General features: G+C 66.9%; 24 protein-coding genes. 7 read left to right on the top strand and 17 right to left on the bottom strand.

All coding sequences use genetic code 11. The annotated features are described in order from the left end of the window. Positions 1–166: 166 nt before the first annotated feature. The 4 genes from groES (at position 167) to KW845_RS12345 (ending at position 4382) form a co-directional block, all read left to right on the top strand. Positions 167–454, top strand: a complete 288-nt coding sequence (groES, locus tag KW845_RS12360) for a co-chaperone GroES (RefSeq protein WP_209156792.1) — start codon at positions 167–169, stop codon at positions 452–454. Between the two features lie 33 nt (positions 455–487). After that, positions 488–2128, top strand: coding sequence for a chaperonin GroEL (gene groL, locus KW845_RS12355; protein WP_218369509.1), 1641 nt, complete (start codon positions 488–490; stop codon positions 2126–2128). A gap of 175 nt (positions 2129–2303) precedes the next feature. Next, on the top strand, positions 2304–3224 hold the full coding sequence (locus tag KW845_RS12350; protein ID WP_218369508.1) for a YihY/virulence factor BrkB family protein: 921 nt from the start codon (positions 2304–2306) through the stop codon (positions 3222–3224). 87 nt (positions 3225–3311) lie between these two features. Beyond that, the gene (locus KW845_RS12345) at positions 3312–4382 is read left to right on the top strand and encodes a DUF481 domain-containing protein (protein WP_218369507.1); all 1071 of its coding nucleotides are present in this window, start codon (positions 3312–3314) and stop codon (positions 4380–4382) included. A gap of 17 nt (positions 4383–4399) precedes the next feature. On the opposite strand, the gene KW845_RS12340 is transcribed toward KW845_RS12345, so the two are convergent. The 14 genes from KW845_RS12340 to KW845_RS12275 form a co-directional block, all read right to left on the bottom strand. Continuing rightward, positions 4400–6595, bottom strand: coding sequence for a xanthine dehydrogenase family protein molybdopterin-binding subunit (locus tag KW845_RS12340; protein WP_218369506.1), 2196 nt, complete (start codon positions 6593–6595; stop codon positions 4400–4402). Positions 6596–6606: 11 nt separating this feature from the next. Continuing rightward, positions 6607–7602: a xanthine dehydrogenase family protein subunit M gene (locus KW845_RS12335; RefSeq protein ID WP_218369505.1), complete on the bottom strand. Its 996-nt coding sequence runs from the start codon at positions 7600–7602 to the stop codon at positions 6607–6609. 5 nt (positions 7603–7607) lie between these two features. Further along, positions 7608–8117, bottom strand: coding sequence for a (2Fe-2S)-binding protein (locus KW845_RS12330; RefSeq protein WP_218369504.1), 510 nt, complete (start codon positions 8115–8117; stop codon positions 7608–7610). 71 nt (positions 8118–8188) lie between these two features. Continuing rightward, positions 8189–9247, bottom strand: coding sequence for an Ldh family oxidoreductase (locus KW845_RS12325; protein WP_218369503.1), 1059 nt, complete (start codon positions 9245–9247; stop codon positions 8189–8191). After that, on the bottom strand, positions 9244–10746 hold the full coding sequence (locus KW845_RS12320) for a mannitol dehydrogenase family protein (RefSeq protein WP_218369502.1): 1503 nt from the start codon (positions 10744–10746) through the stop codon (positions 9244–9246). The genes KW845_RS12325 and KW845_RS12320 overlap by 4 nt, the downstream gene beginning before the upstream one ends. Positions 10747–10750: 4 nt before the next feature. Beyond that, positions 10751–11962 (bottom strand): D-mannonate dehydratase ManD, encoded by a 1212-nt coding sequence (gene manD / locus KW845_RS12315; protein WP_218369501.1) that lies wholly within the window; start codon positions 11960–11962, stop codon positions 10751–10753. Between the two features lie 65 nt (positions 11963–12027). Next, positions 12028–13566 (bottom strand): UxaA family hydrolase, encoded by a 1539-nt coding sequence (locus KW845_RS12310; protein ID WP_218369500.1) that lies wholly within the window; start codon positions 13564–13566, stop codon positions 12028–12030. Positions 13567–13600: 34 nt separating this feature from the next. Beyond that, positions 13601–14467, bottom strand: a complete 867-nt coding sequence (locus KW845_RS12305) for a fumarylacetoacetate hydrolase family protein (protein WP_218369499.1) — start codon at positions 14465–14467, stop codon at positions 13601–13603. Between the two features lie 51 nt (positions 14468–14518). Continuing rightward, entirely contained in the window at positions 14519–15265 is a 747-nt protein-coding gene (locus KW845_RS12300) for an SDR family oxidoreductase (RefSeq protein ID WP_218369498.1), read from the bottom strand. Positions 15266–15296: 31 nt separating this feature from the next. Beyond that, entirely contained in the window at positions 15297–16700 is a 1404-nt protein-coding gene (locus tag KW845_RS12295) for a TRAP transporter large permease (protein ID WP_218369497.1), read from the bottom strand. 20 nt (positions 16701–16720) lie between these two features. Then, entirely contained in the window at positions 16721–17356 is a 636-nt protein-coding gene (locus tag KW845_RS12290) for a TRAP transporter small permease (protein ID WP_218369496.1), read from the bottom strand. Positions 17357–17415: 59 nt separating this feature from the next. Then, positions 17416–18390: a sialic acid TRAP transporter substrate-binding protein SiaP gene (locus KW845_RS12285; RefSeq protein WP_218369495.1), complete on the bottom strand. Its 975-nt coding sequence runs from the start codon at positions 18388–18390 to the stop codon at positions 17416–17418. 71 nt (positions 18391–18461) lie between these two features. After that, positions 18462–19493, bottom strand: a complete 1032-nt coding sequence (locus KW845_RS12280; RefSeq protein ID WP_218369494.1) for an L-idonate 5-dehydrogenase — start codon at positions 19491–19493, stop codon at positions 18462–18464. Beyond that, complete coding sequence (locus KW845_RS12275; RefSeq protein WP_218369493.1) at positions 19490–20194, bottom strand: FadR/GntR family transcriptional regulator; 705 nt, start codon at positions 20192–20194, stop codon at positions 19490–19492. The genes KW845_RS12280 and KW845_RS12275 overlap by 4 nt, the downstream gene beginning before the upstream one ends. Positions 20195–20376: 182 nt before the next feature. Here KW845_RS12275 and KW845_RS12270 point away from each other — a divergent pair, with 182 nt between their 5' ends. The 3 genes from KW845_RS12270 to pyrF all read left to right on the top strand — a co-directional run bounded on the left by KW845_RS12270 (position 20377) and on the right by pyrF (position 23191). Further along, positions 20377–20772, top strand: a complete 396-nt coding sequence (locus KW845_RS12270) for a diacylglycerol kinase (RefSeq protein WP_218369492.1) — start codon at positions 20377–20379, stop codon at positions 20770–20772. Between the two features lie 287 nt (positions 20773–21059). Beyond that, entirely contained in the window at positions 21060–22367 is a 1308-nt protein-coding gene (locus tag KW845_RS12265; protein WP_218369491.1) for an NAD(P)/FAD-dependent oxidoreductase, read from the top strand. A 5-nt stretch (positions 22368–22372) separates the two neighbouring features. Continuing rightward, positions 22373–23191 (top strand): orotidine-5'-phosphate decarboxylase, encoded by an 819-nt coding sequence (gene pyrF, locus KW845_RS12260; protein ID WP_218369490.1) that lies wholly within the window; start codon positions 22373–22375, stop codon positions 23189–23191. Between the two features lie 60 nt (positions 23192–23251). On the opposite strand, the gene KW845_RS12255 is transcribed toward pyrF, so the two are convergent. From KW845_RS12255 to thiL, 3 genes are read right to left on the bottom strand one after another with little or no spacing between them, the layout of a single operon-like run. Next, positions 23252–23821, bottom strand: coding sequence for a CinA family protein (locus tag KW845_RS12255; protein WP_218369489.1), 570 nt, complete (start codon positions 23819–23821; stop codon positions 23252–23254). Next, positions 23818–24357: a phosphatidylglycerophosphatase A gene (locus KW845_RS12250; protein WP_218369488.1), complete on the bottom strand. Its 540-nt coding sequence runs from the start codon at positions 24355–24357 to the stop codon at positions 23818–23820. The genes KW845_RS12255 and KW845_RS12250 overlap by 4 nt, the downstream gene beginning before the upstream one ends. A gap of 3 nt (positions 24358–24360) precedes the next feature. Continuing rightward, on the bottom strand, positions 24361–25326 hold the full coding sequence (thiL, locus tag KW845_RS12245) for a thiamine-phosphate kinase (RefSeq protein WP_218369487.1): 966 nt from the start codon (positions 25324–25326) through the stop codon (positions 24361–24363). Between the last annotated feature and the right edge of the window lie 25 nt (positions 25327–25351).

The following is a 25351-nucleotide window of genomic DNA, read 5'->3' as shown; positions in this document are numbered from 1 at the left end:
CAGTTTGGCCATCGAATCGACAACCCAAAATGTAACAACACCCCTTCCCCCCCTTGAACCCTGCCGCATCATCCCTATAATTAGCACTCGCTGCCGCTGAGTGCTAACACCCTCTCGGCCTGAATCCGATCATTTCACCTTCTCTCTATAGAAACAGGAGTTCCTCATGGCCCTGCGTCCCCTGCACGATCGCGTGATCGTCAAACGCCTGGACAACGAGCGCAAGACTGCCTCGGGCATCGTTATCCCCGATAGCGCCGCTGAAAAGCCGGACCAAGGCGAAGTCGTTGCCGTTGGCCCGGGCAAGAAGACCGAAGACGGGAAAGTGCTGCCGGTTGACCTGAAGGCTGGCGACAAGGTTCTGTTCGGCAAGTATGCCGGCCAAGCGGTCAAGGTCGATGGCGAAGAGCTGCTCGTCATCCGCGAGGAAGAAATCCTCGCCGTGATCCAGTAATTACCTGAACCGAATTTTCGAAGGAAGCTCACAATGGCTGCCAAGCAAGTCCTGTTCGGCGATGACGCCCGCGTTCGCATCGTTCGCGGCGTGAATATCCTCGCCAATGCCGTCAAAACCACCCTCGGCCCCAAGGGCCGCAACGTTGTGCTCGAGCGTTCGTTCGGCGCCCCCACCGTCACCAAGGACGGCGTGTCGGTTGCCAAGGAAATCGAACTGAAAGACAAGTTCGAGAACATCGGCGCCCAGCTGGTCAAAGACGTTGCCTCGAAGACCTCGGACAACGCCGGCGACGGCACCACCACCGCCACCGTGCTGGCCCAGGCCATCGTGCAAGAAGGCCTGAAGTACGTTGCCGCCGGCTTCAACCCCATCGACCTGAAGCGCGGTATCGACAAGGCCGTGGCCGCTGCCGTGGCTGAACTGGTCAAGCAATCCAAGCCGGTGACCACCAGCAAGGAAATCGCCCAGGTTGGCTCGATCTCGGCCAACAGCGACGACTCGATCGGCAAGATCATCGCCGACGCGATGGACAAGGTCGGCAAGGAAGGCGTCATCACCGTCGAAGACGGCAAGTCGCTGGACAACGAGCTGGACGTGGTCGAAGGCATGCAATTCGATCGCGGCTACCTGTCGCCCTACTTCATCAACAACCCCGACAAGCAAGTTGCTGCCCTGGACGACCCGTACGTCCTGATCTTCGACAAGAAGATCAGCAACATCCGCGACCTGCTGCCCGTGCTGGAACAAGTTGCCAAGTCGAGCCGTCCGCTGCTGATCATCGCTGAAGACGTCGAAGGCGAAGCCCTGGCCACCCTGGTTGTGAACAACATCCGTGGCATCCTGAAGACCACCGCCGTCAAGGCGCCTGGCTTCGGCGACCGCCGCAAGGCCATGCTGGAAGACATCGCCATCCTGACGGGCGGCGTGGTCATCTCGGAAGAAACCGGCATGTCGCTGGAAAAGGCTGGCTTGCAAGAACTGGGCCAGGCCAAGCGCATCGAGGTGGGCAAGGAAAACACCACCATCATCGACGGCGCTGGCGACAGCAAGTCGATCGAAGCGCGTGTCAAGCAGATCCGCGTCCAGATCGAAGAAGCCACTTCGGACTACGACCGTGAAAAGCTGCAAGAACGCGTGGCCAAGCTGGCCGGCGGCGTTGCCGTGATTCGCGTCGGTGCTGCCACCGAAGTCGAAATGAAGGAAAAGAAGGCCCGCGTCGAAGACGCCCTGCACGCGACCCGTGCCGCGGTGGAAGAAGGCGTGGTGGCTGGCGGCGGCGTTGCGCTGCTGCGTGCCAAGCAAGCCATTGCCGGCCTGAAGGGCGACACGCCTGACCAGAACGCGGGTATCAAGCTGATCCTGCGTGCAGTCGAAGAACCCCTGCGCATCATCGTTACCAACGCCGGCGAAGAAGCCAGCGTGGTGGTCGACACGGTGCTCAAGGGCAAGGGCAACTACGGCTACAACGCCGCTACCGGCGAGTACACCGACCTGGTCGAACAAGGCGTGCTGGACCCCACCAAGGTGACCCGCACCGCCCTGCAGAACGCCGCCTCGGTGGCCAGCCTGCTGCTGACGGCCGAAGCCGCCGTGGTTGAACTGGTTGAAGACAAGCCCGCTGCTCCTCCCATGCCCGGCGGTATGGGCGGCATGGGTGGCATGGACTTCTAAGTTCGCGTCACTGCTGCGAGCATCCCCGGGTCGCTCCGGGGATACGCCAGACAAACACCCCCAAGGGTTCGCCCTTGGGGGTGTTTTACTTAGGGGCGCGGGCACGCGGCTTGCGAATTGTGGCCGGGCCAGGGCCCACCCTACAATGGAACATTCCGACTGCACGATGAGCGCCATGACTATTCCGCCCCGTTTGCTGAGAATGCTGCGTCCCTCGGAGATCTATGGGCTGCTGGCCGAGTCGGCCAAGCAGTGGTCGCGCCGCCGGGCTGCCAGCAAGGGCGCAGCCCTGTCGCTGTACATGGTGTTCTCGCTGGCCCCCATGCTGATCCTGGTGATTGCGGTGGCGGGCATTTTCTTTGGCGAAGCGGCGGTGCGCTCGGAACTGTTCGCCCAGGTACGCGAACTGACCGGCGCACGGGGGGCCGAGGTCATCCAGACGGTGCTGGCCAGCGCGCGCGAATCGGGTGGCGGCTGGCTGGCGGCGTTGCTGTCGGTTGCCGTGCTGATCTTCAGCGCCACCACGGCCTTTGCCGAACTGCAGGCCAGCCTGGACGAACTGTGGGACGCCACCGACCAGCGCAAGTCAGGCCTGCAAGGCATGGTGCGCAGCCGCATGGTGTCGTTCGGACTGGTACTGGTGCTGGCGCTGTTCCTGCTGATATCGCTGATGATGAACGCCGCGCTGGGCGGGGCCAAGGCCTATTACGGCGATTTGTGGACGAACTCGGCCTTCGCGACGCTGGCCGGGTGGCTGGCCAATCTGTTCTCGTTCGCGGTGGTCGCCGCCTTGTTCGCGGTGGTGTACAAGCTGCTGCCCAGCATCACCATTCCGTGGCGCGACGTGATTCCCGGCGCGATCGTCACCGCCGCGCTGTTCCTGGCGGGCAAGTGGGGCATCGGCCTGTACCTGGGCCGCGGGGGCACGGTGTCGGCCTACGGCGCGGCCGGCTCGCTGATCGCGCTACTGCTGTGGATCTACTATTCGGCGCAGATTTTCTTCTTTGGCGCGGTGTTCACGCGGCAGTTCGCCGAACGCTTTGGCAGCCGGCAAAAGCAGGCCCAGCCCACCGGCGCCGGCACGGGCACCGTATAGGAAGTAAGAGGTCTCACGGACAAGAACGGTCACACGGCCCGGGGCGAGTCCGTTTAGGATAGGGGCTTGCCATGCCACCCGCCGCCCATGCCCCGACTGCTATCGCCCGCCCCATCGCTACCTTCCCTTCCCCGCCGCTGGCGCCTGGTTGCGCTGGTGCTGGCCCTGGCGGCCGGACCGGCCTGCGCCGACACCGTATGGCTGGATAACGGCGACCGCCTGACCGGCACGATCCAGTCGCTGGACAATGGTTATCTGCTGATCCATACCGACTACGGCGGCGACCTGCGCATTGCGTTCGACCATGTGAAGACCCTGCAGAGCGACACGCCGCTGGTCATCCGCGACGCATCCATGGCACACGACTACCGCGCCAAGCTGGTCAGCGCCGAGCCGGGCACCGTCGTGCTCGATGGGGTGCGCCGCGAGGCCGATATCGTCCAGCCCGTGAAGGAGGATGTGCCGCTGAAGTCGCTGGAGAGCCTGGTGCGGCCACGTCCGTTCCTGCGCGAAACCTCGGTGACCGGGCACGTGGACCTGGCAGCCAATAAACGAACCGCCTCGAACGACACGCAGGACTATTCCGCTACCCTGAACACCACGATACGTCACGGCTGGTGGCGGCACCAATTCAATGGCGCCTACCTGCACAGCAGGGAAGACGACGGGGTCAATACCAACAACCTCGGCATGGATTACACGCTGGACCGCTTCTTGACCGAGAAGGCGTTCTGGCAAGTGCGGCTGATGCACCGGCGCGACTGGGTGGAAGACCTGAACCGCCAGACCGCCTACGGCACCGGGCCTGGCTACCAGTTCTGGGACAACGAGCTGGGAGCGTTCTCGCTGTCGGCCCTGCTGGGCCGGGTGCACTATGGCTATAGCGACGGCAGCAGCGATGCGGCCTATGCCGGCAGCCTGCGCTGGGACTATGTACGGTACTTCAGCGGCAAGGAATTCGAACTGTTCACCAAGGGCGAACTGATGCGGCCTTTCGAGGGCGATGCGCGAATCGCGATCAATGGCGAGGCCGGCGTACGCTACAACGTGAACAGCTGGATGTCGTTGTACTTGAAATATGCCCGCAGCCAAGTCAGCAGCACATTCCAGAGCCTGAACGAATCCATCTACAGCACCGGCCTGGGCGTGCACTGGTAGCTGCGCCCGGCACGCGCCTACAGCAAGTCTTCGATGCGCACCGGCAGGTCGCGCACGCGCACGCCGGTGGCATGATAGACCGCGTTGGTGATGGCCGCCGCGATGCCGGCCAGGCCGATCTCGCCGATGCCGCGTGCGCCGACCTCGTTCCAGATGTAGTCGGGGTAGTCCAGGAAGCTGACGTCCAGCCGGGGCGCGTCGGCATGCGTGGCAACGATATAGTCGGCCAGGTTGCTGTTGACGGGCGCGCCCGACCGGCTGTCGTAGTGCGTGTGCTCCAGCATCGCCATGCCCACCCCCATGACGATGGCGCCTTCGATCTGGTTGCGTCCGGTGCGGGTGTTCAGGATGCGCCCACCGTCGATCACGGTTACCACGCGCGATACCCGCAGCCGCACCGTGGCCGGGTGCCAGGCGATTTCGACGAAATGCGCGCCATAGGAATTGATCGAATACTGTTTTTTCAGCGCCTTGCCGCTGCCGGCGTGGCCATCGCCCGATACGCTGGCCACGCCGGCGGCCTTGAGCACCTGGGCCAGCGGAACACCGGCGTCGGCCCTGTCGGCAGCCACCCGGAGGCGGCCCGCCAGCACGGCCAGTTCCTTGGCTGACTTGCCGGCGTAGGGGCCTTGCGGACGCACGGCCAGCTTGCAGGCGGCCTGCACCGCGTTGCGGGTGGCCTCGAGTGCGGCGGGAATGAAGGAAGCCGTGGCGGCCGAACCGCCCGAGATCGGCCCCGGCGGCAACTGCGTATCGCCCAGGCCGACCTGGATGCGGTCGAGCCCGATACCGGTTTCGGCGCTGACCAGTTGCGCCAGCACGGTGTAGGTGCCGGTGCCGATATCCTGCGTGGCGCATACCAGGCGGGCCGAGCCATCGGCATGCAGCGTCACGGTGGCATCGGTAGGCATGCGCAGGGCCAGCCATGAACACGAGGCCATGCCCCACCCCAGCACCTCTTCGCCCTGCCGCATCGCGCCCACGCCGGCTTGGCGCCGCTGCCAGCCGAAGCGCTCGGCGCCTTGCTGCAGGCACTCGCGCAAGTGGCGCGAAGAAAATGGCAGGCCAACACCCTCATCGTGCTCGGGTTCGTTGCGCAGGCGCAGCTCTACCGGGTCGATGTCCAGCGCGACAGCCAGTTCGTCCATGGCCGATTCCAGGGCGTACATGCCCGGCACCGCGCCCGGGCCGCGCATCGAGGTGGGCGCGCCGACGTGGCGCCGCGCCAGGCCCCAGCAGACTTTGAGATTGGGCGTGCTGTACATGCGGGGCGTGGCTTCGCCGCATTTCTCGCGATACTTGTCCAGCATCGATACCTGGCTAAGGTAGTGATGCTGCAGGGATACCAGCCTGCCTTCGGGCGTGGCGCCCAGGCGTATGCGCTGCCGGGTGTACGGGCGATGGCCGGCGCTGTGGAAAGTCATGGCACGGCTGAGCACCAGCTTGACGGGCCGGCCCAGCAGGCGGGCCGCCACAGGCGCCAGCAATGAATGCGACCAGGGCCAGAGCTTGCCGCCAAACCCCGACCCCAGGTAGCGCGAGATCACGCGCACGTGCTCTTTGCCGGTGCCCAGCATCTGCGCGACCACGTCGCGGTGATTCACCACGCCCTGCGAGGTTTCATACAGCGTGTAGGCCTGGCCATCGTAATCGGCCACGCAGGCGTGCAGCTCGATCGAGTTGTGCGTCTCGACCGGCGTGGTGTAGACGGCGTCGAACTGCACGGGTGCGCTGGCATAGGCGGCGGGCGCGTCGCCGCGTTCGCTTTCCACGGTGGGCGTGTCTTCATCGGCGGGCGGCGAGACATCGGGCGCTTGCGCGTCGTAGCTGACCTGCACGGCGCTGGCCGCGGCCTGGGCCTGTTCCAGCGTGTCGGCCACGACCAGGGCGACATACTGGCCGTAGTAGCGGACGATATCGTCATCGAGCGGCGGCCGGGCTTCGTCGATCGAACCGCTGGCGGCGCGATACAGCGGCGGGCGGTTGCCCTGGTGCAGCACCGTATGCACGCCGGGCATGGCTTGCGCGGCTTCGGTGTCCAGGCCGGTAATGCGGCCATGGGCGATCGTGGCGCACACCGGCACGGCATAGAGCATGCCCGGCAGCATGAAATCGGCGGCATAGCCGGCCGCGCCGCTGACTTTGGCCGGACCGTCGATACGCGCATATGGCTGGCCTATGGCATCGGGATGAGACAAACGGGGATGATCCATGATGCGCTTCCTTACTGCGGCGGCAGGGTCGTGGAAAGGGCGTGGACCAGGCAACGGCGCGCCAGCTCGATCTTGAAGCCGTTCTCGCTTTGCGCCACCGCATCCTGCAAGGCGGCCTGCGCGGCTTGCTGGTACTGGCGGGCGCCGGGTACCTGCCCCACCAGCAGTTGCTCGGCTTGCGGGCAGCGCCAGGGCCGCGTACCCACGCCGCCCAGGGCAATGCCGGCCGACACGATGCTGCCGTCGCGGGCCTGCAGCACCACGGCGGCAGAGGCCAGGGCGAACTCATACGAGGCCCGGTCGCGCAGCTTCAAGTAGCTGGAACGGGTATCCGGCGCCAGGGGCGGCAGGCTGACATGGGTGATCAGTTCGCCTGCCTGCAGCACGGTCTCGCGCTGGGGGCTGTCGCCCGGCAACAGGTAGAAGTCTTGCAGCGCGATGTCGCGGGCCCCGCCGGGGCCTTGCACGTGCACCGTGGCGCCCAGCGCCATCAGCGCCACGTTCATGTCGGACGGGTTGGTGGCGATGCAGTGCGCGCTGGCGCCCAGGATGGCCAGGTTGCGATTGTGCCCGCCCAGGGCATCGCAGCCGCTGCCGGGACTGCGCTTGTTGCAACGGGCCGCGCGGTCGCGGAAATAGACGCAGCGGGTGCGCTGCAGCAGGTTGCCGCTGGTGGTGGCCATATTGCGTAGCTGGGCCGAGGCGCCGGCCAGCAGCGCCTGCGACAGCACGGGATAGTGCGCCGCGATGTGCGCATGGCGGGCCAGGTCGGCGTTGCGCACCAGGGCGCCGATGCGCACCTGGCCGCCGGGCAGGACTTCGACCTGGTCCAGCCCCAGGCCGTTGATATCGATGACGTGGGTGGGCGTCTCGATATCGAGCTTCATCAGGTCGACCAGGGTGGTGCCGCCTGCCAGGAAGCGCACCTGTCGTCCGGGCCCGGCAGGCGCGGCCAGGCGCATGGCTTCGTCGATGTCGGCAGCGCGCGCGTAGTGAAAGCTGTGCATGCTGCTTACCTTTTTCCGCGCACGTCCTGGATGGCGGCAATGATGTTGGCGTAGGCGCCGCAGCGGCAGATGTTGCCGCTCATCAGTTCGCGCACCTCGTCATCGCTGTCGCCGCACGGCTCGTGCAGCAAGGCGGCCGCCGACATGATCTGCCCGGCGGTGCAATAGCCGCACTGGTAGCCGTCGCGCTCGACAAAAGCGGCCTGCAGCGGATGCAGCGACTGCGCGCTGCCCAGGCCTTCGATGGTGGTGATGTCGCTGCCGCCGGCCGCGGCCGCCAGCATCAGGCAGGCGTTGACCCGCCTGCCTTCCACGTGCACCGTACAGGCCCCGCACTGGCCGTGGTCGCAGCCTTTCTTGGTGCCGGTCAGGTGCAGCGTCTCGCGCAGAGTGTCGAGCAAGGTGGCGCGGGGGTCCAGGACCAGCGCATGGCTTTCGCCATTGACACGCAATGTGATCGGTACGCCGCCGGCCTGCCCGGCCTTACAGGGTACGTCGCCAGAGGGATAAGACATGGGGAAAGCTCCTGCCTGCGAAAAAGGGATGGCGGCGGATGGGCTAGCAAGCGCCATGCCCGCCGAACCCGTCATGCAAGAGCGGGCGGCGGCGTGCGCAAGCGCTCGCTCCAGAGCAGGACTTCCTGCCACAGCCCGGGCTCGACGGGAATGCCATCGCGCAAGCGCTGCGCCTGGGCGGCTTGTTCCGGGTCGCCCGGCATGCGCGGCTGCCCAGGCTGGGCCGCCAGTTCACCGGCCATTTGCGCGACTGCCGCACCCAGCAACGGGCCACCGGCAAAGCGCGCGGGGTCGATCACAATGAAGAATGCACCCAATCGACGGGCGACGTCCAGTTGCTCGTACATGGGCGAGAGGTGCGGGCCGAACGGATTGCCGTTCAACGGCCCGCACAGCAATTCGATCATCAGCGCCAGGCCATAGCCCTTGTAGCCCTGCTGCGGGCCGCCCAGCGGACGCAGGGCGCGCACGGCCTGCGGGTCGGTAGCATCGCGCCCGGCTTCGTCCAGGGCCACCCCGGGGGGCAATGCATGGCCCTCGCGGCGCGCGTTCATGACGCGGTTCCAGGGAATGGCAGTGGACGCCATGTCCAGGCACACGGGCGGGCCATCCTGCCGCGGCACCGCCACCGAAATGGGATTGGTGCCCAGGAACGGAACATGGCCGCCGAACGGCGCGGCAATGGAATCGGAATGCGTGAACGCCAGGCCCACCAGCCCGGCGGCGGCAGCGGCGCGGCTGTACAGGCCCACGGCGCCGCAATGCGAGGAATCGCTGACCCCGACGGCGGCCACGCCGGTTTCGCGCGCAATGTCCATGGCCAGCCGGTTGGCGCGATGCGCCACCACGATGCCCAGGCCCTGCCCGCCATGCACTTGCGCGGTGGCGGGACCGCTGCGCACGATGCGCACGTCGGGCCGCGCCAGGATGGAACCGCGTGCCAGGCGGTTCAGGTAGTGCGGCAGGCGCGCGATGCCATGCGAATCCACGCCCCACAGGCTGGTCTGCACCAGGCTGTCGGCCAGGCAGGCGGCATCGGCATCGGGCACGTCCATGGCAACCAGGCAGCGCCGGCCCCAGTCACGCAAGGCAGGCGCAGCGCAGTGGCGCAACACGGTGGAGCCGGTCATGTGGCCTCTTGGGCTGCGGCGCGCGCGCCGCGCCGACGCAAGGCGGCGGCATGGCACGCCACCGCGGCGATGAATGGGTCGTGCCCGGCCAGGTCGCCGAACACGGGGGCATAGCCGACCAAGGCGCGCGCGCGCCGCAGATCGGCATCTTCGCCCTGGCCCGCGGCCGCCAGGCGCGCCTGCAATTCGCCGGCCAGCGGATCCTGGACGACATAGGCATCACCCTGTTCGTCATGGCCGCGCAGATAATGCATCCACGCAGCCACGGCCAAGGCCAGCCGGGAGCAGCCGGCGCCCGCGCGCAGTCGGTCGCGCACCGTGCCCAGCAGGCGCTGCGGCAGTTTCTGCGAGCCATCCATGGCGATCTGCTGGGTACGGTGCGGCAGCGCCGGGTTGGCAAAGCGCGCCAGCAGCCGCGCGCGCAGCGTGGCCAGGTCCACGCCCGGCACCGCGTGCAGGGTGGGCGCGATCTCCAGGCCGATCAGCGTATCCAGGTAGCCGCGCAGCGCCGGGTCGGCCATCGCCTGGCTGACGGTGGCCAGGCCCGCGGACGCGCCCAGGTAGGCCAGCGCCGAATGCGGGCCGTTCACCATGCGCAGCTTCAGGTGTTCGAAGGGCGCGGCGTCAGCCACGAAGCGCGCGCCGCCGGGTTGGTCCCAGGCCGGCCGGCCGGCGGCGAAGTGGTCTTCGATGACCCATTCCAGGAAGGGTTCGCCCACCACGGGCCACGCGTCTTCCATGCCCAGGTGCGCGGCAATGCGCTGCAGGTCGGCATCGGCAGTGCGCGGCACGATGCGGTCGACCATGGAATTGGGAAAGGTGCAGTGTGTTGCGATCCAGTCATGCAGGGCCGGGTTGCAGGCAGCGGCGAATTCCAGCACCAGGCCGCGCAGCGTGTCGCCATTGGACGGCAGGTTGTCGCAGGACAGCAGCGTCACGGGCGGCAGGCCAGCCCGATGGCGCCGCGCCAGGCCATGCACCAGCATGCCGATGGCACTGCGCGGCGCCCGCGGGTGCGCCAGGTCGTGCACGATGTCGGGATCGCTGTGGCGCAGGCGCCCGCTGGCCGGCTCGCGGCTGTAGCCTTTTTCGGTAACGGTCAGGCTGACGATGCGCGTATCCGGATGCGCGATCTGCGCCAGCACGGCATCCGGATTCTCGGCCGCCACCAGCACGCGCAGCACCGCGCCCACCACCGCCAGCGACTCGCGCGGTGCACCCACCGCATCGGCGTCGCGCAGCGACAAGGTATACAGGCCGTCTTGCGGCGCCAGCGCGTCGCGCGTGGCGGGGCTGCGCAGCGACACGCCCACGATGCCCCAGCGCAGGTCGCCGCTGGCGGCCAGCGCCAGGTCGGTAAGCGGCGCCTGGTGGGCTCGGTGGAAGGCGCCGATGCCCAGGTGCACGATGCCGGGCCGCAAGTGTGCGCGGTCGTAGCCCGGACGCCCTATGCCGGCCGGCAACCTCGCCAGGCCGGCGGCATTCAGGCGCGGCGCCATGGTGCTACCAATTCCACAGCGTGCCGTCGTGGGCCTGCCGGTTCACCGGCAGGTAGGCACGCTGGTAGGGGTACTGGGCGGCCAGCCGCTCGTCGATATCCACGCCATGGCCCGGGGCATCGCCCGGGTACAGCATGCCATCGGCAAAGGTATAGGCATGCGGGAACACGGCGTCAGTCTGGTCGGTATGGCGCATGTATTCCTGGATGCCGAAATTGGGCACCCACAAATCGAAATGCAGCGCCGCGCCCATGCACACGGGCGACAGGTCGGTGGCGCCGTGGCAGCCGGTGCGCACCTGGTACAGCGACGCCAGGTCGGCAATGCGGCGCAGGTGGGTAATGCCGCCCGCATGCACGACGGTGGCGCGGATGTAGTCGATAAGCTGGTTCTGGATCAGGTCTTTGCAATCCCACACCGTGTTGAAGATCTCGCCCACGGCCAGCGGCGTGACAGTGTGCTGGCGGATCAGCCGGAAGGCTTCCTGGTTCTCGGCGGGCGTGGCGTCTTCCATCCAGAACAGGCGATAGGGTTCCAGCGCCTTGCCCAGGCGCCCGGCCTCGATGGGAGTCAGCCGATGGTGTACATCGTGCAGCAAGTGGGTGTCCCAGCCCACAGCATCGCGCACGCGCTGGAACAGCCTGGGCGCATGGTCCAGGTATTTTTCGGTGGACCAATCGTGCTCGGACGGCAGGTCGGCATCGGCGGGCTCGTAGAACATGCGGCCGCGGCCCACGCCGTATACGGCATTCAACCCCGGCACGCCGCTTTGCGCGCGAATGGCGCGATAGCCCATGTCGCGATAGCGCAGCACCTCGTCGACGGTTTCGTCGATATCGCGGCCATTGGCATGGCCGTACGCCATGACGCCGGTGCGGCTTTTCCCGCCCAGCAGCTGGTACAGCGGCATGCCGGCCGCCTTGGCCTTGATGTCCCACAGCGCGGTATCGACCGCCGCGATGGCCGACAGGGTGACCGGCCCGCGCCGCCAATAGGCGCCGCGATACAGGAATTGCCAGATGTCTTCGATCTGGTGCGCGTCGCGCCCGATCAGGCAGGGCACCACGTGATCGGCCAGGTAGCTTGCCACGGCCAGTTCGCGGCCGTTCAGGGTAGCATCGCCGATACCGGCCAGGCCCTCATCGGTTTCGATTTTCAGGGTAACGAAGTTGCGGCCCGGACTGCAGACAATGACGCGTGCGTTGCTGATCTTCATGAAGAACCCATAAAAATGGACAAGGCCGCGGCCCCGCGCCGCGCGCCGGTGCGGCGTGAAATGCGCTACATCACCGCCCCCAACTGCCAGGGCACGAACTCGTTCTGCCCGTAGCCGTGGATCTCGCTCTTGCTGCGCCGGCCCGAGGCGGTATCCAGCATCAGCCGGAAAATCCGCTCGCCCATGGTTTGCACGTCGCTGCGGCCATCGACCACTTCGCCGCAATTGATATCGATGTCGTCGGCCTGGCGCCGCCACAACTCGGTATTGGTAGCCAGTTTCAGCGACGGCGAGGGCGCACAGCCGTAGGCCGAGCCCCGCCCGGTGGTGAAGCAGATCAGGTTGGCGCCGCCGGCCACCTGGCCGGTGGCCGATACGGGGTCGTAGCCGGGCGTATCCATGAACACCAGCCCCCGCGCCGTGACCGGCTGCGCATACTCGTAGACATCGACCAGGTTGGTGGTGCCGCTCTTGGCAATGGCGCCCAGCGATTTTTCCAGTATGGTGGTCAGCCCGCCGGCCTTGTTGCCGGCCGAGGGGTTGTTGTCCATTTCGGCATCGTTGCGCACGCAGTAGTCTTCCCACCAGCGCAAGCGTGCCAGCAACTTGTCGGCGACGGCCGGCGATACGGCGCGGCGCGTCAGCAGATGTTCTCCGCCATAGATTTCCGGGGTTTCGGACAGGATGGCCGCGCCGCCGTGGCGCACCAGCAAGTCCACTGCGGCGCCCAGCGCCGGATTGGCACTGATGCCCGAATAGCCATCGGACCCGCCGCATTGCAGGCCTACCGTCAGGTGGCTGGCCGGTACCGGCTGGCGCTGCGCACAGTTGGCATCTTCCAGCATCTGCTCGACCAGCTCGATGCCGCGCGCCACGGCGCGGCGCGTGCCGCCCGTGCCCTGGATGCTGAACGTATGCAGGCAGCCGCTTTCGTGCAGGCCTTCCTGTTCCATCAGGCCGTCTATCTGGTTGGTTTCGCAGCCCAGTCCCACCACCATCAACGCGCCGAAGTTGGCATGCCGCGCATAACCGCCCAGCGTCCGGCGCAGCACCCGCAGGGGCTCGCCATCGCTGCCGGTGGCGCAGCCCGCGCCGTGCGTCAGGGCCACCACGCCGTCCACATGGGGGTAGGCGGACAGCGCCTGCGGATGGATATCGCGCCGAAAGTGGTCGGCAATGGCGCGCGCCACCGTGGCCGAACAGTTGACCGAGGTCAGCACGCCGATGTAATTGCGCGTGGCCACGCGGCCATCCGGCCGCACGATGCCATCGAAGGTGGCCGGCTGGGCGATGTAGTCGGTGGCATGGGCGTCATGCCCCACGGCGTAGTCGCGCTGGAAATCCGAGAAGGCCAGGTTGTGTGTGTGCACGTGCTGGCCCGGCGCAATGTCTTGCCGCGCCACGCCGATGATCTGGTTGTAGCGGCGCACCGGCTGGCCTGCGGCAATGGCGCGCGCGGCCACCTTGTGCCCGGGTGGCACCAGGCCGGCCACGGTAATGCCCTCGGCAGGCAGCGGCGTGCCGCCCACCAGCTGGCGCCGCGCGATCACAACATTGTCGGCGGGGTGGATGCGGATGACGGGAGTATCGGTGGTGGCGTTCATGATCTGGCTCCGGAACGGCTGGGCCCGCGGGGGCCTAGCCGTCGATCAGTTCCGGGTTCCAGGCATGCACGCGCTGCTGCTGCTCGCCCAGGCCGGCAATGCCCAGGCGCATGGTGTCGCCGGGCTTCAGGTAGATGGCGGCCGGCTTCTGGCCCATGCCCACCCCCGGCGGCGTGCCGGTGCTGATCAGGTCGCCGGGGTACAGCGTCATGAAGCGGCTGACGTAGCTGACCAGCTCGGCCACGCCGAACACCATGGTACGCGTGCTGCCGTCCTGCATGCGCTGGCCGTTGACCTCGAGCCACAAGGCCAGCGCCTGGGGATCGGGCACTTCGTCGGCGGTGACCAGCCATGGCCCCACCGGGCCGAAGGTGTCGCAGCCCTTGCCTTTGTCCCAGGTACCGCCGCGTTCGATCTGGTATTCGCGTTCGGACAGGTCATTGACCACGCAATAGCCGGCCACGTGCGCCAGCGCATCGGCTTCGGACACATAGCGCGCGCGGCGGCCGATGACCACGCCCAGCTCGACTTCCCAATCGCTCTTGACCGAGTCGCGTGGCAACACGACCGGGTCGTTGCAACCGATCAGGGCGCTGGCGGCCTTCATGAAGATGACGGGCTCCTGCGGTACCGGCAAGCCGGATTCGGCGGCATGGTCGGCATAGTTGAGTCCGATGCAGACGAACTTGCCCAAGCCGGCCCAGGGCGGCGCGATGCGGCCCGGCTGCTCGACGATGGGCAGGCTGGCCGGGTCCAGCGCGCGCAGGCGGCCCAGCGCGGCTTCGGAAAGCGTGTCGGCGGTGATGTCGGCGATCGTGCCCGACAGATCGCGCACGCGCCCTTGGGCATCGATCAGGGCGGGTTTCTCGGCGCCTTTGGCGCCATGGCGCAACAGTTTCATGAATGCCGTGTCCTTGTCAGAAGTAAATGGAATCAGGCCTTGGGTGGCACGCTAATTGGACCAGCCGCCATCGATCACCTGGGCAGTGCCGGTAGTGAACGCCGATTCGTCGCTGGCCAGGTACAGCGCCAGGGCGGCGATTTCTTCGCTGCGGCCGATGCGCCCCATCGGCTGGCGCGCAATGAAGGCGGCCTCGACGGCTTGCTCGGCCTGGCCGCTGGCGCGTGCCTGCTCGGCGATGCGCTGGCGCAGCGAAGGCGATTCGACCGTGCCGGGGCAGATGGCGTTGCAGCGTATGCCCTGCCCCACGAAGTCGGCCGCCACCGATTTGGTCAGCCCCACCACGGCCGCCTTGGTCGTGCCATAGACGAAGCGGTTGGGCACGCCCTTCACGCTGGAAGCCGCCGACGCCATGTTGATGATAGAACCGCCGCCGCGCTCGATCATGCCGGGCAGGAAGGCGCGGATCAGCCGGTACATGGCGCGCACGTTCAGGTCGAACGAAAAATCCCACGCCTGTTCATCGCAGTCCAGGATGGTGCCCGCGTGCACGAAGCCCGCGCCATTGAACAGCACGTCGATCGGCCCGGCCTCGGCTGCCGTGCGCCGCACGGCCTCGGCATCGGTCACATCCAGCACCCGCGCCGCGCACCCTTCCAGGCCCAGCAGGGCCTGGGGGTTCACATCGGCAGCCACCACCCGCGCGCCCTCGCGCGCGAAGGCCAGCGCGGTGGCGCGGCCGATGCCCTGGCCGGCCGCGGTGACGAATGCGGCCTTTCCTTCCAATCTGCCCGCCATGCCCTGCCCTCCTTCTGTGATGCCACCCCGTTCAGCGCCCCCCGACCAGGTCGGGCAGCCACATGCTGACGCTGGGCACGTAGGTGATGATGATCAACGCCAGGAACAGCGGCACCAGCCAGGGCAGGATCGCCATGGTGGTGCGCTCGACCGACAACCTGGACACCCGCGCCAATACGAACAGCACCATGCCCAAGGGTGGATGCAGCAGCCCTATCATCAGGTTCAGGGTCATGACCAGGCCGAAGTGGATGGGGTCGATACCCAGCTTCAGCACCAGCGGCAGCAGGATGGGCACCAGGATGGTGATGGCCGCGATGGTGTCGATGAAGCAACCCACCACCAGGATCAGCAAATTGGCCAGCAGCAGGAACACCCATTTGTTCTGGGTAACCGCCAGGATCGCGTCGGTAAGCGTCTGCGCCGCCTGCGTGGTGGTCAGCAGCCAGGCGAACACCGAGGCCGCCGTCACGATGAACAGCACCGACGCGGTGGTCTCGATGGTGTCGAAGGTGGCCTTGGCCAGCGTGCGCAGCGTCATCGAGCGATAACGCACCAGGCCCAGGAACAAGGCCCAGATCACCGCCGCCACGGCGGCCTCGGTGGGCGTGAACCACCCCATGGTCATGCCGCCGATCAGGATCACGGGCGCCATCAGCGCCATCACCGCCGAGAAATCGAAATACCAGTCGGCCGCCAGCAACGCGGCGAAGGCGATCAGCGTGGCGACATTGGCCGACACACCGTAGCGGGTCATCAGCCAGATGCTCAGCGGGAACGCCAGCACCACCGCCACTTCCACCGATGCGCCGCCCAGGCGCTTCCAGTCGAACGGCACGTCGCCGCCCCAGTTGTTCTTGCGGGCGAAGTAAGCCACGGTGAACATCATCAGCAGCGTCAACACGGCGCCAGGCACCACGCCCGCCAGGAACAGCGACCCGATCGATACATTGGCCATCATGCCGTAGATGACGAACGGCAGCGACGGCGGCAAGATAGGCCCCAGCGTGGCCGACGCGGCCGTAACGCCCACCGCGAACTCGGTCTGGTAGCCATGGTCTTTCATGGCCTTGATCTCGATGGTGCCCAGGCCCGCGGCATCGGCGATGGCCGTGCCCGACATGCCGGCGAATACCACCGAGCCGATGATGTTGACCTGCCCCAGCCCGCCGCGCATCCAGCCCACCAGGGCCACGGCGAAGTTGTAGATGCGGCCGGTGATGCCGGCGATGTTCATCAAGTTGCCGGCCAGGATGAAAAACGGCACGGCCAGCAGCGGGAACGACTCGACGCCGGCGATCATGCGCTGCGCGACCACGACGTCGGGCACGCTGCCCGACCACAGCACGAAAAACAACGAGGCGCCGGCCATGGACACCGCCACCGGCACGCCGAAGATCATCAACAACAGGAAGGTTCCGATCAGAATTCCCATGTGGGCTCCTAGTGCGTGGCTCAGTCCAGGCTTTGATAGGCGGCGGGGTTTTCCAGCGACGAATAGCCCTGGCGCCAGTTCTGCACGCTGACCTGCACCGAGCGCACGAACATCATCACGAAGCCGGCCAGCGCCAGCCAGTACACGTAGGCCTTGTCCCACATGATGGTGGTCATGGGTTCCACGCCCACCAGGTCGATATAGCGGTACACCAGCCACACGGCGTAGCCGAAGAACAGCGTGCGCAGCAGGTCGATCAGCGTGGCCAGGACGCGGGCCGGCCTCTTGGGCAGGTAGCGGTACAGGAAGTCGACCTGGATATGGCGGCAGGCACGCACGCACATGGCCGACCCCATGAACACCACGCCGATCAATGCATAGACGGCCAGTTCTTCGGTCCAGGCGAAGGAATTGTTCAGCACGTAGCGCGTGAAGAACTGCAGGAAGACCAAGGCCCCCATGACCCAGAACAGGGCCAGGCAAAACCAGTCCTCGAACGCGTAGCCCGACAAGTCCACATGCTGGTGCTGGTCGGCCTCTTCGAAACTGTGGACGATGGACTCGACCGATGCCTGATGCGGCTCGGCGACGGCGCTTTCGCCATCGTTGCGGTATTGGGCCATGGCGGGCGAGCCGGCCCCGGTATTGACGTGCATGCGTTCTCCCTGTCGGTTGCTGACAGCCGGGGCCGCGCGCGGCGGCCCCGCCGGCCGGCCTACTTGACCGCCTGGATCGCTTCCCAGTCGGCCTTTTCGTATCCGTACTGCTCGAACGGCACTTTCTTCAGCACGATCTCGCGGAACGCCCCCGTATCGACCTCGGCCACGTTCAGGCCTTTCTTGCGGAACACTTCGACCAGGTCTTTTTCGCGCTTGGCCACTTCGACCGATGCGGTAGCCGCGGCCTGCTGGGCCACTTCAGCGAAGATCTTGCGGTCCTCTTCCGACAGGCTCTTCCAGAGCTTGCCCGAGATGACGGTATTCAGGTGGTCGACGATATGCCCGGTAAGCACGATGTTCTTCTGCACCTCGTAGAACTTCTTGGCCTCGATGGTGGTCAGCGGGTTTTCCTGGGCCTCGACCGTGCCATTCTGCAAGGCCAGGTAGACCTCGGCGAACGCAATGGGCGAAGTGTTGGCCCCGCAAGCGCGCGGCATGGCCAGGTACGCCGGCACGTCGGGCACGCGCATTTTCAAACCCTGCATTCCCTCGCAAGTAGTGAAGGCGCGGTTGGACGTGGAATGGCGTGTGCCGTAATAGGTGGTGGCCACGATGTGGTTGCCGCTTTTTTCTTCGTACCCCTTGGTCAGCGTCTTGTAGATATCGCTCTTGGTGTACGCCAGCAGGTGCTCGGGGCTGCGGAAAGTGTAGGGATAATAGGTGACGCCGATGCGCGGGAAGCTCTTGGCGGCAAAGCTGGAACCCGAAATGATCATGTCCACCGTGCCCAGCGTCAGGCCCTGGTTGATGTCGTTTTCCTTGCCCAGTTGCGATGCCGGGTACACATCGATGTGATAGCGGCCATTGGTGCGCTTCTCGATTTCCTGCGCGGCCCACACCGAGCTGGTATGGAACGGCTCGGAGGTCTCATACACATGCGCCCACTTCAGCTTGGTCTGGGCCAGTGCGCTGCCCGACGCGGCCAGGATGGCGGCGGCCAGTAGCGCCTTGACGGCATTGCCTTGCTTCATCGTTGTCTCCTCTCTTGAGGTTGAGCAGGTGGCGGCGTGTTTTTTATGGGTGCCGCTGCCTTTGGTGGTGGTCAGGATTCACATACAAGCTGCACCTTGGTACTGCGCGTGCGATCGGCCGCCAATTCGAAGGCCTCGGCCGCGCGTTCGAGCGGCAACTGCGCGCTCATCAACGGCCGTACGTCGACCCGGCGCGTGCGCAGGAACGAGACGGCCCAGTCGAATTCGACACCGGCGCGAAACGCGCCAACGAAGTCCAGTTCGCGCGCCATGATGCTGTTGGCGGGAAAGGGAATATCCTGGGCGGGCAGCGTGCCCACCTGCACGATGCGCCCGCCGCGGCGCACCGCGGCCAGGCAGGTATCCAGGGCGGCCGGACTGCCGGCAGCCTCGATGGCGATGTCGGCCAGTTCGGCCAGGTCGGCAGGCGCGGCCTGGTCGGACCGCACGGCCTCGTCGGCGCCCACCTGGCGGGCCATCTGCAAGGGGCGGTCGGCGATATCGGCCACCACCACGCGCGCCGCCCCGGCCAGCCGGGCGGCCATGACCGTCATGCAGCCGATGGTGCCGCCGCCTGTCACCAGCACGGTCTTGCCCAGCAGCGGGCCGGCACGATGCACGCCGTGCAGCCCGATGGAAAGCGGCTCGGCGCAGGCCAGTTCGCCCAGCGAGATGTCTTCGTGCACCGGCGTCAGCTGGCGCTGGCCCATGACAAAGCGTTCGCGGAACATGCCCTGCACGTGCGGATAGACGCTGGCGCTGCCCAGGAAGCGCATGGCGCGGCACAGGTTGTCGCGCCCGGCACGGCAGTAGTCGCAGTGGCCACAGGGGTGCGACGGATTGATCGCGACCTTCATGCCCGGCCGCAGGCGCGTGACCTCGCTGCCCACGCGCAGCACCACGGCCGAGGCCTCGTGCCCGGGGATCAGCGGTTCGCGGATGACGAAGGCACCGACGCGGCCATGCAGGTAGTAATGCAGGTCCGACCCGCAAATGCCCGCCGCGCCCAGGCGCAATTCGACCTCGTGCGGCGCCAGGGGCGCGTCGTCATCGGTTTCCAGGCGCAGGTCGCGGGCGCCATGGATCTTGCAGGCCAGCGTCATGCTTTCACCTTGTCGGAGGCCGGCGCCCAATTGGCGGTCAGGCGGTCATGCGAGCAGGACAGGTGATGCCGCATCGCTTCGCGCGCGCGCGCCGCATCGCCGGCCGCAATGGCTTCGATGACCCGCCCGTGCTCCAGGATGGCGGCCTTCCAGCTCGCGGGATTCTCGAAGTAGTCGCCCAGCTTTACCGACAGCGGGTTGTGGCGCTCGTCGAACAGTTCGCCCACCACCCGCAGCAGCACGGAATTGTTGGCGATTTCGGCGATGCGCAGGTGAAACAGCCGGTCGCCCTGGATGGGCACCTGGCCCGCCGCGGCTTCTTCCTGCATGGCCTGCAGCGCCTCGCGCAGGCCGTCTACCTGGGCCGGCTGGGCCAGTTCGGCCGCCTGGGCCGCCAGTTCGCCTTCAACCAGTTGGCGCGCGCGTATGGTTTCCAGCGGGCTTTCGGCCACCACGCTGTCGGCCGCATCGCGGCTGCGCACGTATATGCCCGAGCCCATGCGAACCTCGACCAGCCCTTCGACTTCCAGGGCGATCAAGGCTTCTCGCACGGACGGCCGCGACACGCCCAATTTCAACGCCAGGTCGCGCTCGGGCGGCAGGCGCGCGCCGACCGGGAATTCGCCGGCCTGGATCAGCAGCCGCAATTGGTCGGCGATCTGGCGGTACAAGCGGCGGGGCTCGATGGGCTGGAAGGGCATGGGGACAAAAGCGGCTAAAAGGTAAAGTGGCCTTACCACTTTGCCGCATCTTGCGCCTGGGATTGCAAGCCTCACAATTAGGGTTTCCGCTAGCATCCGGATGGGATGCGGCTGGACCGGCCCGCCACGGCAGCAACGCGAATCTGTTAAAAACGACGCGCCACATCCAGGTTCCCCTTTACATGCCCCATACCCCGCACCCTTCTCCGTATAAAAGCACAGGCGGTCTGCGCCGCATCCTGAACGCCCTGCGCTATTCGCTGCAAGGGCTGCGAGCCGCCATCAAATACGAAGCTGCCTTCCGCCAGGAACTGGTATTGGCGATCTTGCTGATCCCGGCGGCCTTCTTCCTGGGCCGCTCCACCGATGAAGTCTTCATCCTGATCGCCTCGGTGATCCTGGTGCTGGCGGTGGAACTGCTGAATTCGGCCATCGAGGCACTGGCCGACGCCCTGTCCGTGGAAACGCACCCCCTGCTCGGGCGCGCCAAAGACCTTGGAAGTGCTGCTGTCATGCTGATGTTGCTGTTTACGATTGCGGTGTGGGTTGGGGTGGCGATCAGTCGCTTTGTGCTTTGAGTAATAGGGGTTCGGGCGGGGGCGGGGTTTTGCTTCTGGCGTCGGATCGGGGTGGCGTGAGCGCCTTGCTTCACGGTGCCGTCGGGCGCCCTGCGCGGCTGAAAAAAGCCATACGCGTGATGGAATGCGTCGGTTTTTTGATTCAGGAATAGCGTGGGCCACAGCCATTGCGCCCATTTCCTACGCGGTTCGCGGCCAAGCCCCAACTTAACCGACCAAAGGCCGCCACCACCCGACGCCAGAAGAACACCCCCCATCCTCCAACGCCACCCTCTATACTTCAAGCCATGGCTAACGACCCCTCTCATCGTGTTGTGATTGTTGGCGGCGGCGCTGGCGGCCTGGAGCTTGCGGCCAAGCTTGGCCGCAAGCATGGCCCGCAGTGCGTCACCCTGGTCGATAGCCGCCCCATGCACATCTGGAAGCCCTCGCTGCACGAAGCGGCCGCGGGTACGCTGGACATCTACCAGGAAGGCCTGTCGTACCTGATGCTGGCCAACTTGTGCGGATTCACCTTCGCGCTGGGCGAACTGCAGGCGGTGGATCGGGCGCGCCGCGTCGTCACAGTGGACGAAGTGCTGGACGGCCATGGCGACATGGTGCTGCCGCCGCGCGAACTGCCGTACGACACCCTGGTGCTGGCGCTGGGCAGCGTATCCAATTTCTTCAACACGCCCGGCGCCGCCGAACATGCGGTCACGCTGGACACCACCGACAACGCCGAGCAGTTCCGGCTGACCATGCTCAAGGCCATGGTGCAGGTAGACCAGGCCAAGGTACGCGACCCGTCGGCCAGGCTGGACGTGGTGATCGTGGGCGGTGGCGCCACCGGCGTCGAACTGGCGGTCGAATTGCATGAAGCCGGCGGCATCGTGGCCGCCTACGGCCTGCCTAATTTCCGCGCCGACCGCGACCTGGCGATCACGCTGGTGGAAGGCGCACCGCGCATCCTGGCGGCGCTACCGGAAAAGATATCGCGCGCCGCCCATACGCGCCTGACCGAGCTGGGCATCCGGGTCGAAACCGATTGCCGCGTGGCCGAGGTGGCCGCGCGCAGCATCAAGACGGCCGACGGACGCGAGTTTGCCGCCGGCCTGTGCATGTGGGCGGCCGGCATCCAGGGCCTGCCCCTGATGGCCCAACTGGACATGCCCCTGAATCGCATCGGGCAACTGGTGGTCAATGGCCGCCTGGAATCGCCCGACCCGCACATCCTGGCGCTGGGCGACTGTTGTGCCGTGCCTCGTGGCGAAAACGGTACCGTGCCGGCCCGCGCGCAGGCCGCACACCAAGAGGCCAGCTACCTGGTGCGCAAGGTCACCGCGCGCATCCGCGGCACGGCCGAACCGCAAGCCCCCTACGAATATCGCGACCACGGGTCGCTGGTATCGCTGGGGCAGGACGCGGGCGTGGGCAGCCTGATGGGCAGGCTGGCCGGCCGCGGCCTGTTCGTCAGCGGTACACTGGCACGCGTGATGTACATGAGCCTGCACCTGATGCACCATCATGCCGTGCTGGGCACCTGGCGCACGGCCACCCTGGCCCTGGCGCGCCTGCTGATGCGCCGCACGCATCCGCGCGTGAAACTGCACTGATCCCCATGACCTTCATCCAACAACTCGAACAAGCCTGGACCGCCGGCAACACGCTGCTGCAAGTGGGCCTGGATCCCGATCCGCAGCGCTTGCCGCGCGAGCTCGGCGGCAAGCCCGACGCCATCTTCCAGTTCTGCCGCGAGATCGTCGATGCCACCGCGCCCTACGCCTGCAGCTTCAAACCGCAGATCGCGTATTTCGCGGCGCATCGCGCCGAAGACCAGCTCGAGGCCCTGTGCGCGCACATCCGCACGGCGCACCCGACCCTGCCCATCGTGCTGGACGCCAAGCGCGGCGATATCGGCAGCACCGCCGAGCACTACGCGCGCGAAGCCTACGAACGCTATGGCGCCCACGCCATGACGGTGAACCCCTACATGGGGCTGGATTCGGTCGAGCCCTACCTGGGCTGGAAAGATCGCGGTGTGATCGTGCTGTGTCGCACCTCGAACCCGGGCGGGTCCGATCTGCAATTCCTGAAACTGGACAACGGCGAACCGCTGTACCTGCACGTGGCCGGCCTGGTGGCCGACAAATGGAATGCCGACGGCCAATGCGGCCTGGTGGTGGGAGCAACCTTCCCGAACGAGCTGGCCGCGGTGCGCAAGCGAGTGGGCGAAGCCATGCCGCTGCTGGTGCCCGGCATCGGCGCGCAGGGCGGCGATATCACCGCCACGGTGAATGCCGGACGCAATGCGGCCGGCACCGGCATGATGATCAATTCGTCGCGCGCCATCTTGTACGCCAGCGGCGCCGACGACTGGCGCCAGGCGGCGGCCGATGCGGCGCGCGGCCTGCGCGACGCAATCAACGCGGTACGCTGAGCGCAGCGCTTTCTCGAGTGTGCCAGATGGAAGCGCGTAGCGCTTCGGGGGTGGGTTTCACTACGGCCGGCTGCGGTTGACGGGCTCGCCTATCAGTTCCAGCAAGCCGCGCAGCGCATACACCACCGCCCCCTGCCGCACCTGAGTGCGGTCGCCGGCGAATACCCGGGTGTCCGCCCGCGACGTAATGCCGTCGGCGCCGCGAATGGCAAAGCCAAAACACACCATGCCCACCGGTTTGCCCGGCGTGGCGCCGCCCGGGCCGGCGATGCCGGTGGTGGACGCGGCGATATGCACATCCGGGCTGGCCAGCAATACGCCATTGGCCATTTCCAGGGCGGTTTCTTCGCTGACCGCGCCGAAGCGGTCCAGGGTGTCGGCCGATACATCCAGGTCGGCCACCTTGGCCGCATTGCTGTAGGTGACGAAGCCGCGTTCAAACCAGTTGCTGGACCCCGCCACCGCGGTGGCGGCGCCCGCCAGCAGGCCGCCGGTGCAGGATTCGGCCGTACCCATGACCAGCCCGCGGCGCTGCAGGGCCGCCCCCAGGCGTTCGGCCAGGCCCAGGGCCTGGGCCTGCGAGAGCGAAGCTGGCGCCAGCCCTGGCACGGGCTTGTGCTGCGTATTCATGCGAAGACTCCCAGGCGCACGATGATCGCCATGACCAGCAAGGTATATGCCGCGGCCACGATGTCGTCCCACATCACCCCGAAGCCGCCCTTGATCTTGGCATCGAAATACTTGATAGGCGGCGGCTTGGCAATATCGAACAGGCGAAACAAGCCAAAAGCCACCAACTGCGCGGTGAAGGTGCCAGGGGTAAGCCAGAGCACCAGCCAGAACGCGACTATCTCGTCCCACACGATACCGACATGGTCGTCGACCTGCAATTCCCGGGCCACGCGGTGGCAGGCCCAGCAGCCATAAGCAAAGGCCAGGGCCAGGAAGATGGCCAGCGCCAGGTCGGAAGCGGCCGGCGCCGCGGCGGCCCAGATCAGCCAGGCCAGCAAAGTGCCCCAGGTGCCCGAGGCCGGACGCAGCAACCCGCTGCCGAAACCAAAGGCGATCAGGCGGCCCGGGTCGCGCGCCACCCAGCGCGGCGGCGGATAGGCCACGCGCACGCGGTTGCGTAGGGAAGCAGACGAAGAATCACTGGAAGATGTCATGGGTCAGGAGGCGGGAAAGTGGTCGAAGCCGCGTGGCAGCTCGGCCATCGGCTGGCCGTCGGCCCCCATGACCACGATACCGGGGCGCGGGTCGATAAAGCCGATGGAGGCCACGGGCACGCCGGCGCGTGCCGCGGCATCCAGCACGCGGTCGCGGTCGGCAGGAGACGCGGTGAAGCAGAGTTCGTAGGCATCGCCACCGCCCAGCACGGCTTGCGCCGCGGCGGCGGGCGACAGCCCCCGTACGGCGGGAGCCGCCGGCATGGCATCGTAATGCAGGCGCGCGCCCACGCCGCTGGCAGCCAGCACGTGGCCCAGGTCTTGCAACAAGCCGTCCGAAACGTCGATGGCGGCGTGCGCCACGCCGCCCAACGCCTGCCCCAGCGCCACGCGAGGCTGGGGCCATTCAAGCGCGCGGCGCGCCTGGGCCAGCCTGGCGGCATCGGCGGGCCATTGGCCGTCGAGCAGGCGGAAGGCCACGTCGGCCGCGCCCAGCGTGCCCGACACCCAGATCTGGTCGCCCGCGCGTGCGGCATCGCGGCGCAGGGCCTGGTCCGGCGCCACGGCGCCGAACACCGTGACGCTGATGGCCAGGTCGTGGAGGCTGCGGGTGGTGTCGCCGCCCATCAGCGGGCAGCCATGTTCATCGGCCAAGTCGTGGAACCCGCGCGCAAACGCCGCCAGCCAGGGCTCGTCGGCCCGCGGCAGCGCCAGGCCCAGCACGCAGCCGATGGGGCGCGCGCCCATGGCGGCAAGATCCGACAGGTTGACGGCCAGCGACTTGTGGCCCAGCGCCCGGGGATCGACATCGGAAAAAAAATGCCGTCCCTGGATAAGCAAGTCGGTACTGGTGGCGATCTGCATGCCCGGCGGCACCGGGAACAGCGCGCAGTCGTCGCCGACCCCCAGCATGCCGGCGGGCGCCGGCCGCGTGAAATAACGCGCGATCAGGTCGAATTCAGACGCCAAGATGATCTCCTGGCCGGCACCCGCG

This window comes from Bordetella sp. BOR01, from assembly GCF_019218885.1.
GTDB lineage: Bacteria > Pseudomonadota > Gammaproteobacteria > Burkholderiales > Burkholderiaceae_B > Bordetella_A.
This window is presented reverse-complemented; position numbering and strand designations above follow the sequence as displayed.

Coding starts and splice junctions, on each gene's coding strand:
- groES (WP_209156792.1), top strand. CDS start 167: ATGGCCCTGCGTCCCCTGCACGATCGCGTGATCGTCAAACGCCTGGAC.
- groL (WP_218369509.1), top strand. CDS start 488: ATGGCTGCCAAGCAAGTCCTGTTCGGCGATGACGCCCGCGTTCGCATC.
- KW845_RS12350 (WP_218369508.1), top strand. CDS start 2,304: ATGACTATTCCGCCCCGTTTGCTGAGAATGCTGCGTCCCTCGGAGATC.
- KW845_RS12345 (WP_218369507.1), top strand. CDS start 3,312: ATGCCCCGACTGCTATCGCCCGCCCCATCGCTACCTTCCCTTCCCCGC.
- KW845_RS12340 (WP_218369506.1), bottom strand. CDS start 6,595: ATGGATCATCCCCGTTTGTCTCATCCCGATGCCATAGGCCAGCCATAT.
- KW845_RS12335 (WP_218369505.1), bottom strand. CDS start 7,602: ATGCACAGCTTTCACTACGCGCGCGCTGCCGACATCGACGAAGCCATG.
- KW845_RS12330 (WP_218369504.1), bottom strand. CDS start 8,117: ATGTCTTATCCCTCTGGCGACGTACCCTGTAAGGCCGGGCAGGCCGGC.
- KW845_RS12325 (WP_218369503.1), bottom strand. CDS start 9,247: ATGACCGGCTCCACCGTGTTGCGCCACTGCGCTGCGCCTGCCTTGCGT.
- KW845_RS12320 (WP_218369502.1), bottom strand. CDS start 10,746: ATGGCGCCGCGCCTGAATGCCGCCGGCCTGGCGAGGTTGCCGGCCGGC.
- manD (WP_218369501.1), bottom strand. CDS start 11,962: ATGAAGATCAGCAACGCACGCGTCATTGTCTGCAGTCCGGGCCGCAAC.
- KW845_RS12310 (WP_218369500.1), bottom strand. CDS start 13,566: ATGAACGCCACCACCGATACTCCCGTCATCCGCATCCACCCCGCCGAC.
- KW845_RS12305 (WP_218369499.1), bottom strand. CDS start 14,467: ATGAAACTGTTGCGCCATGGCGCCAAAGGCGCCGAGAAACCCGCCCTG.
- KW845_RS12300 (WP_218369498.1), bottom strand. CDS start 15,265: ATGGCGGGCAGATTGGAAGGAAAGGCCGCATTCGTCACCGCGGCCGGC.
- KW845_RS12295 (WP_218369497.1), bottom strand. CDS start 16,700: ATGGGAATTCTGATCGGAACCTTCCTGTTGTTGATGATCTTCGGCGTG.
- KW845_RS12290 (WP_218369496.1), bottom strand. CDS start 17,356: ATGCACGTCAATACCGGGGCCGGCTCGCCCGCCATGGCCCAATACCGC.
- KW845_RS12285 (WP_218369495.1), bottom strand. CDS start 18,390: ATGAAGCAAGGCAATGCCGTCAAGGCGCTACTGGCCGCCGCCATCCTG.
- KW845_RS12280 (WP_218369494.1), bottom strand. CDS start 19,493: ATGACGCTGGCCTGCAAGATCCATGGCGCCCGCGACCTGCGCCTGGAA.
- KW845_RS12275 (WP_218369493.1), bottom strand. CDS start 20,194: ATGCCCTTCCAGCCCATCGAGCCCCGCCGCTTGTACCGCCAGATCGCC.
- KW845_RS12270 (WP_218369492.1), top strand. CDS start 20,377: ATGCCCCATACCCCGCACCCTTCTCCGTATAAAAGCACAGGCGGTCTG.
- KW845_RS12265 (WP_218369491.1), top strand. CDS start 21,060: ATGGCTAACGACCCCTCTCATCGTGTTGTGATTGTTGGCGGCGGCGCT.
- pyrF (WP_218369490.1), top strand. CDS start 22,373: ATGACCTTCATCCAACAACTCGAACAAGCCTGGACCGCCGGCAACACG.
- KW845_RS12255 (WP_218369489.1), bottom strand. CDS start 23,821: ATGAATACGCAGCACAAGCCCGTGCCAGGGCTGGCGCCAGCTTCGCTC.
- KW845_RS12250 (WP_218369488.1), bottom strand. CDS start 24,357: ATGACATCTTCCAGTGATTCTTCGTCTGCTTCCCTACGCAACCGCGTG.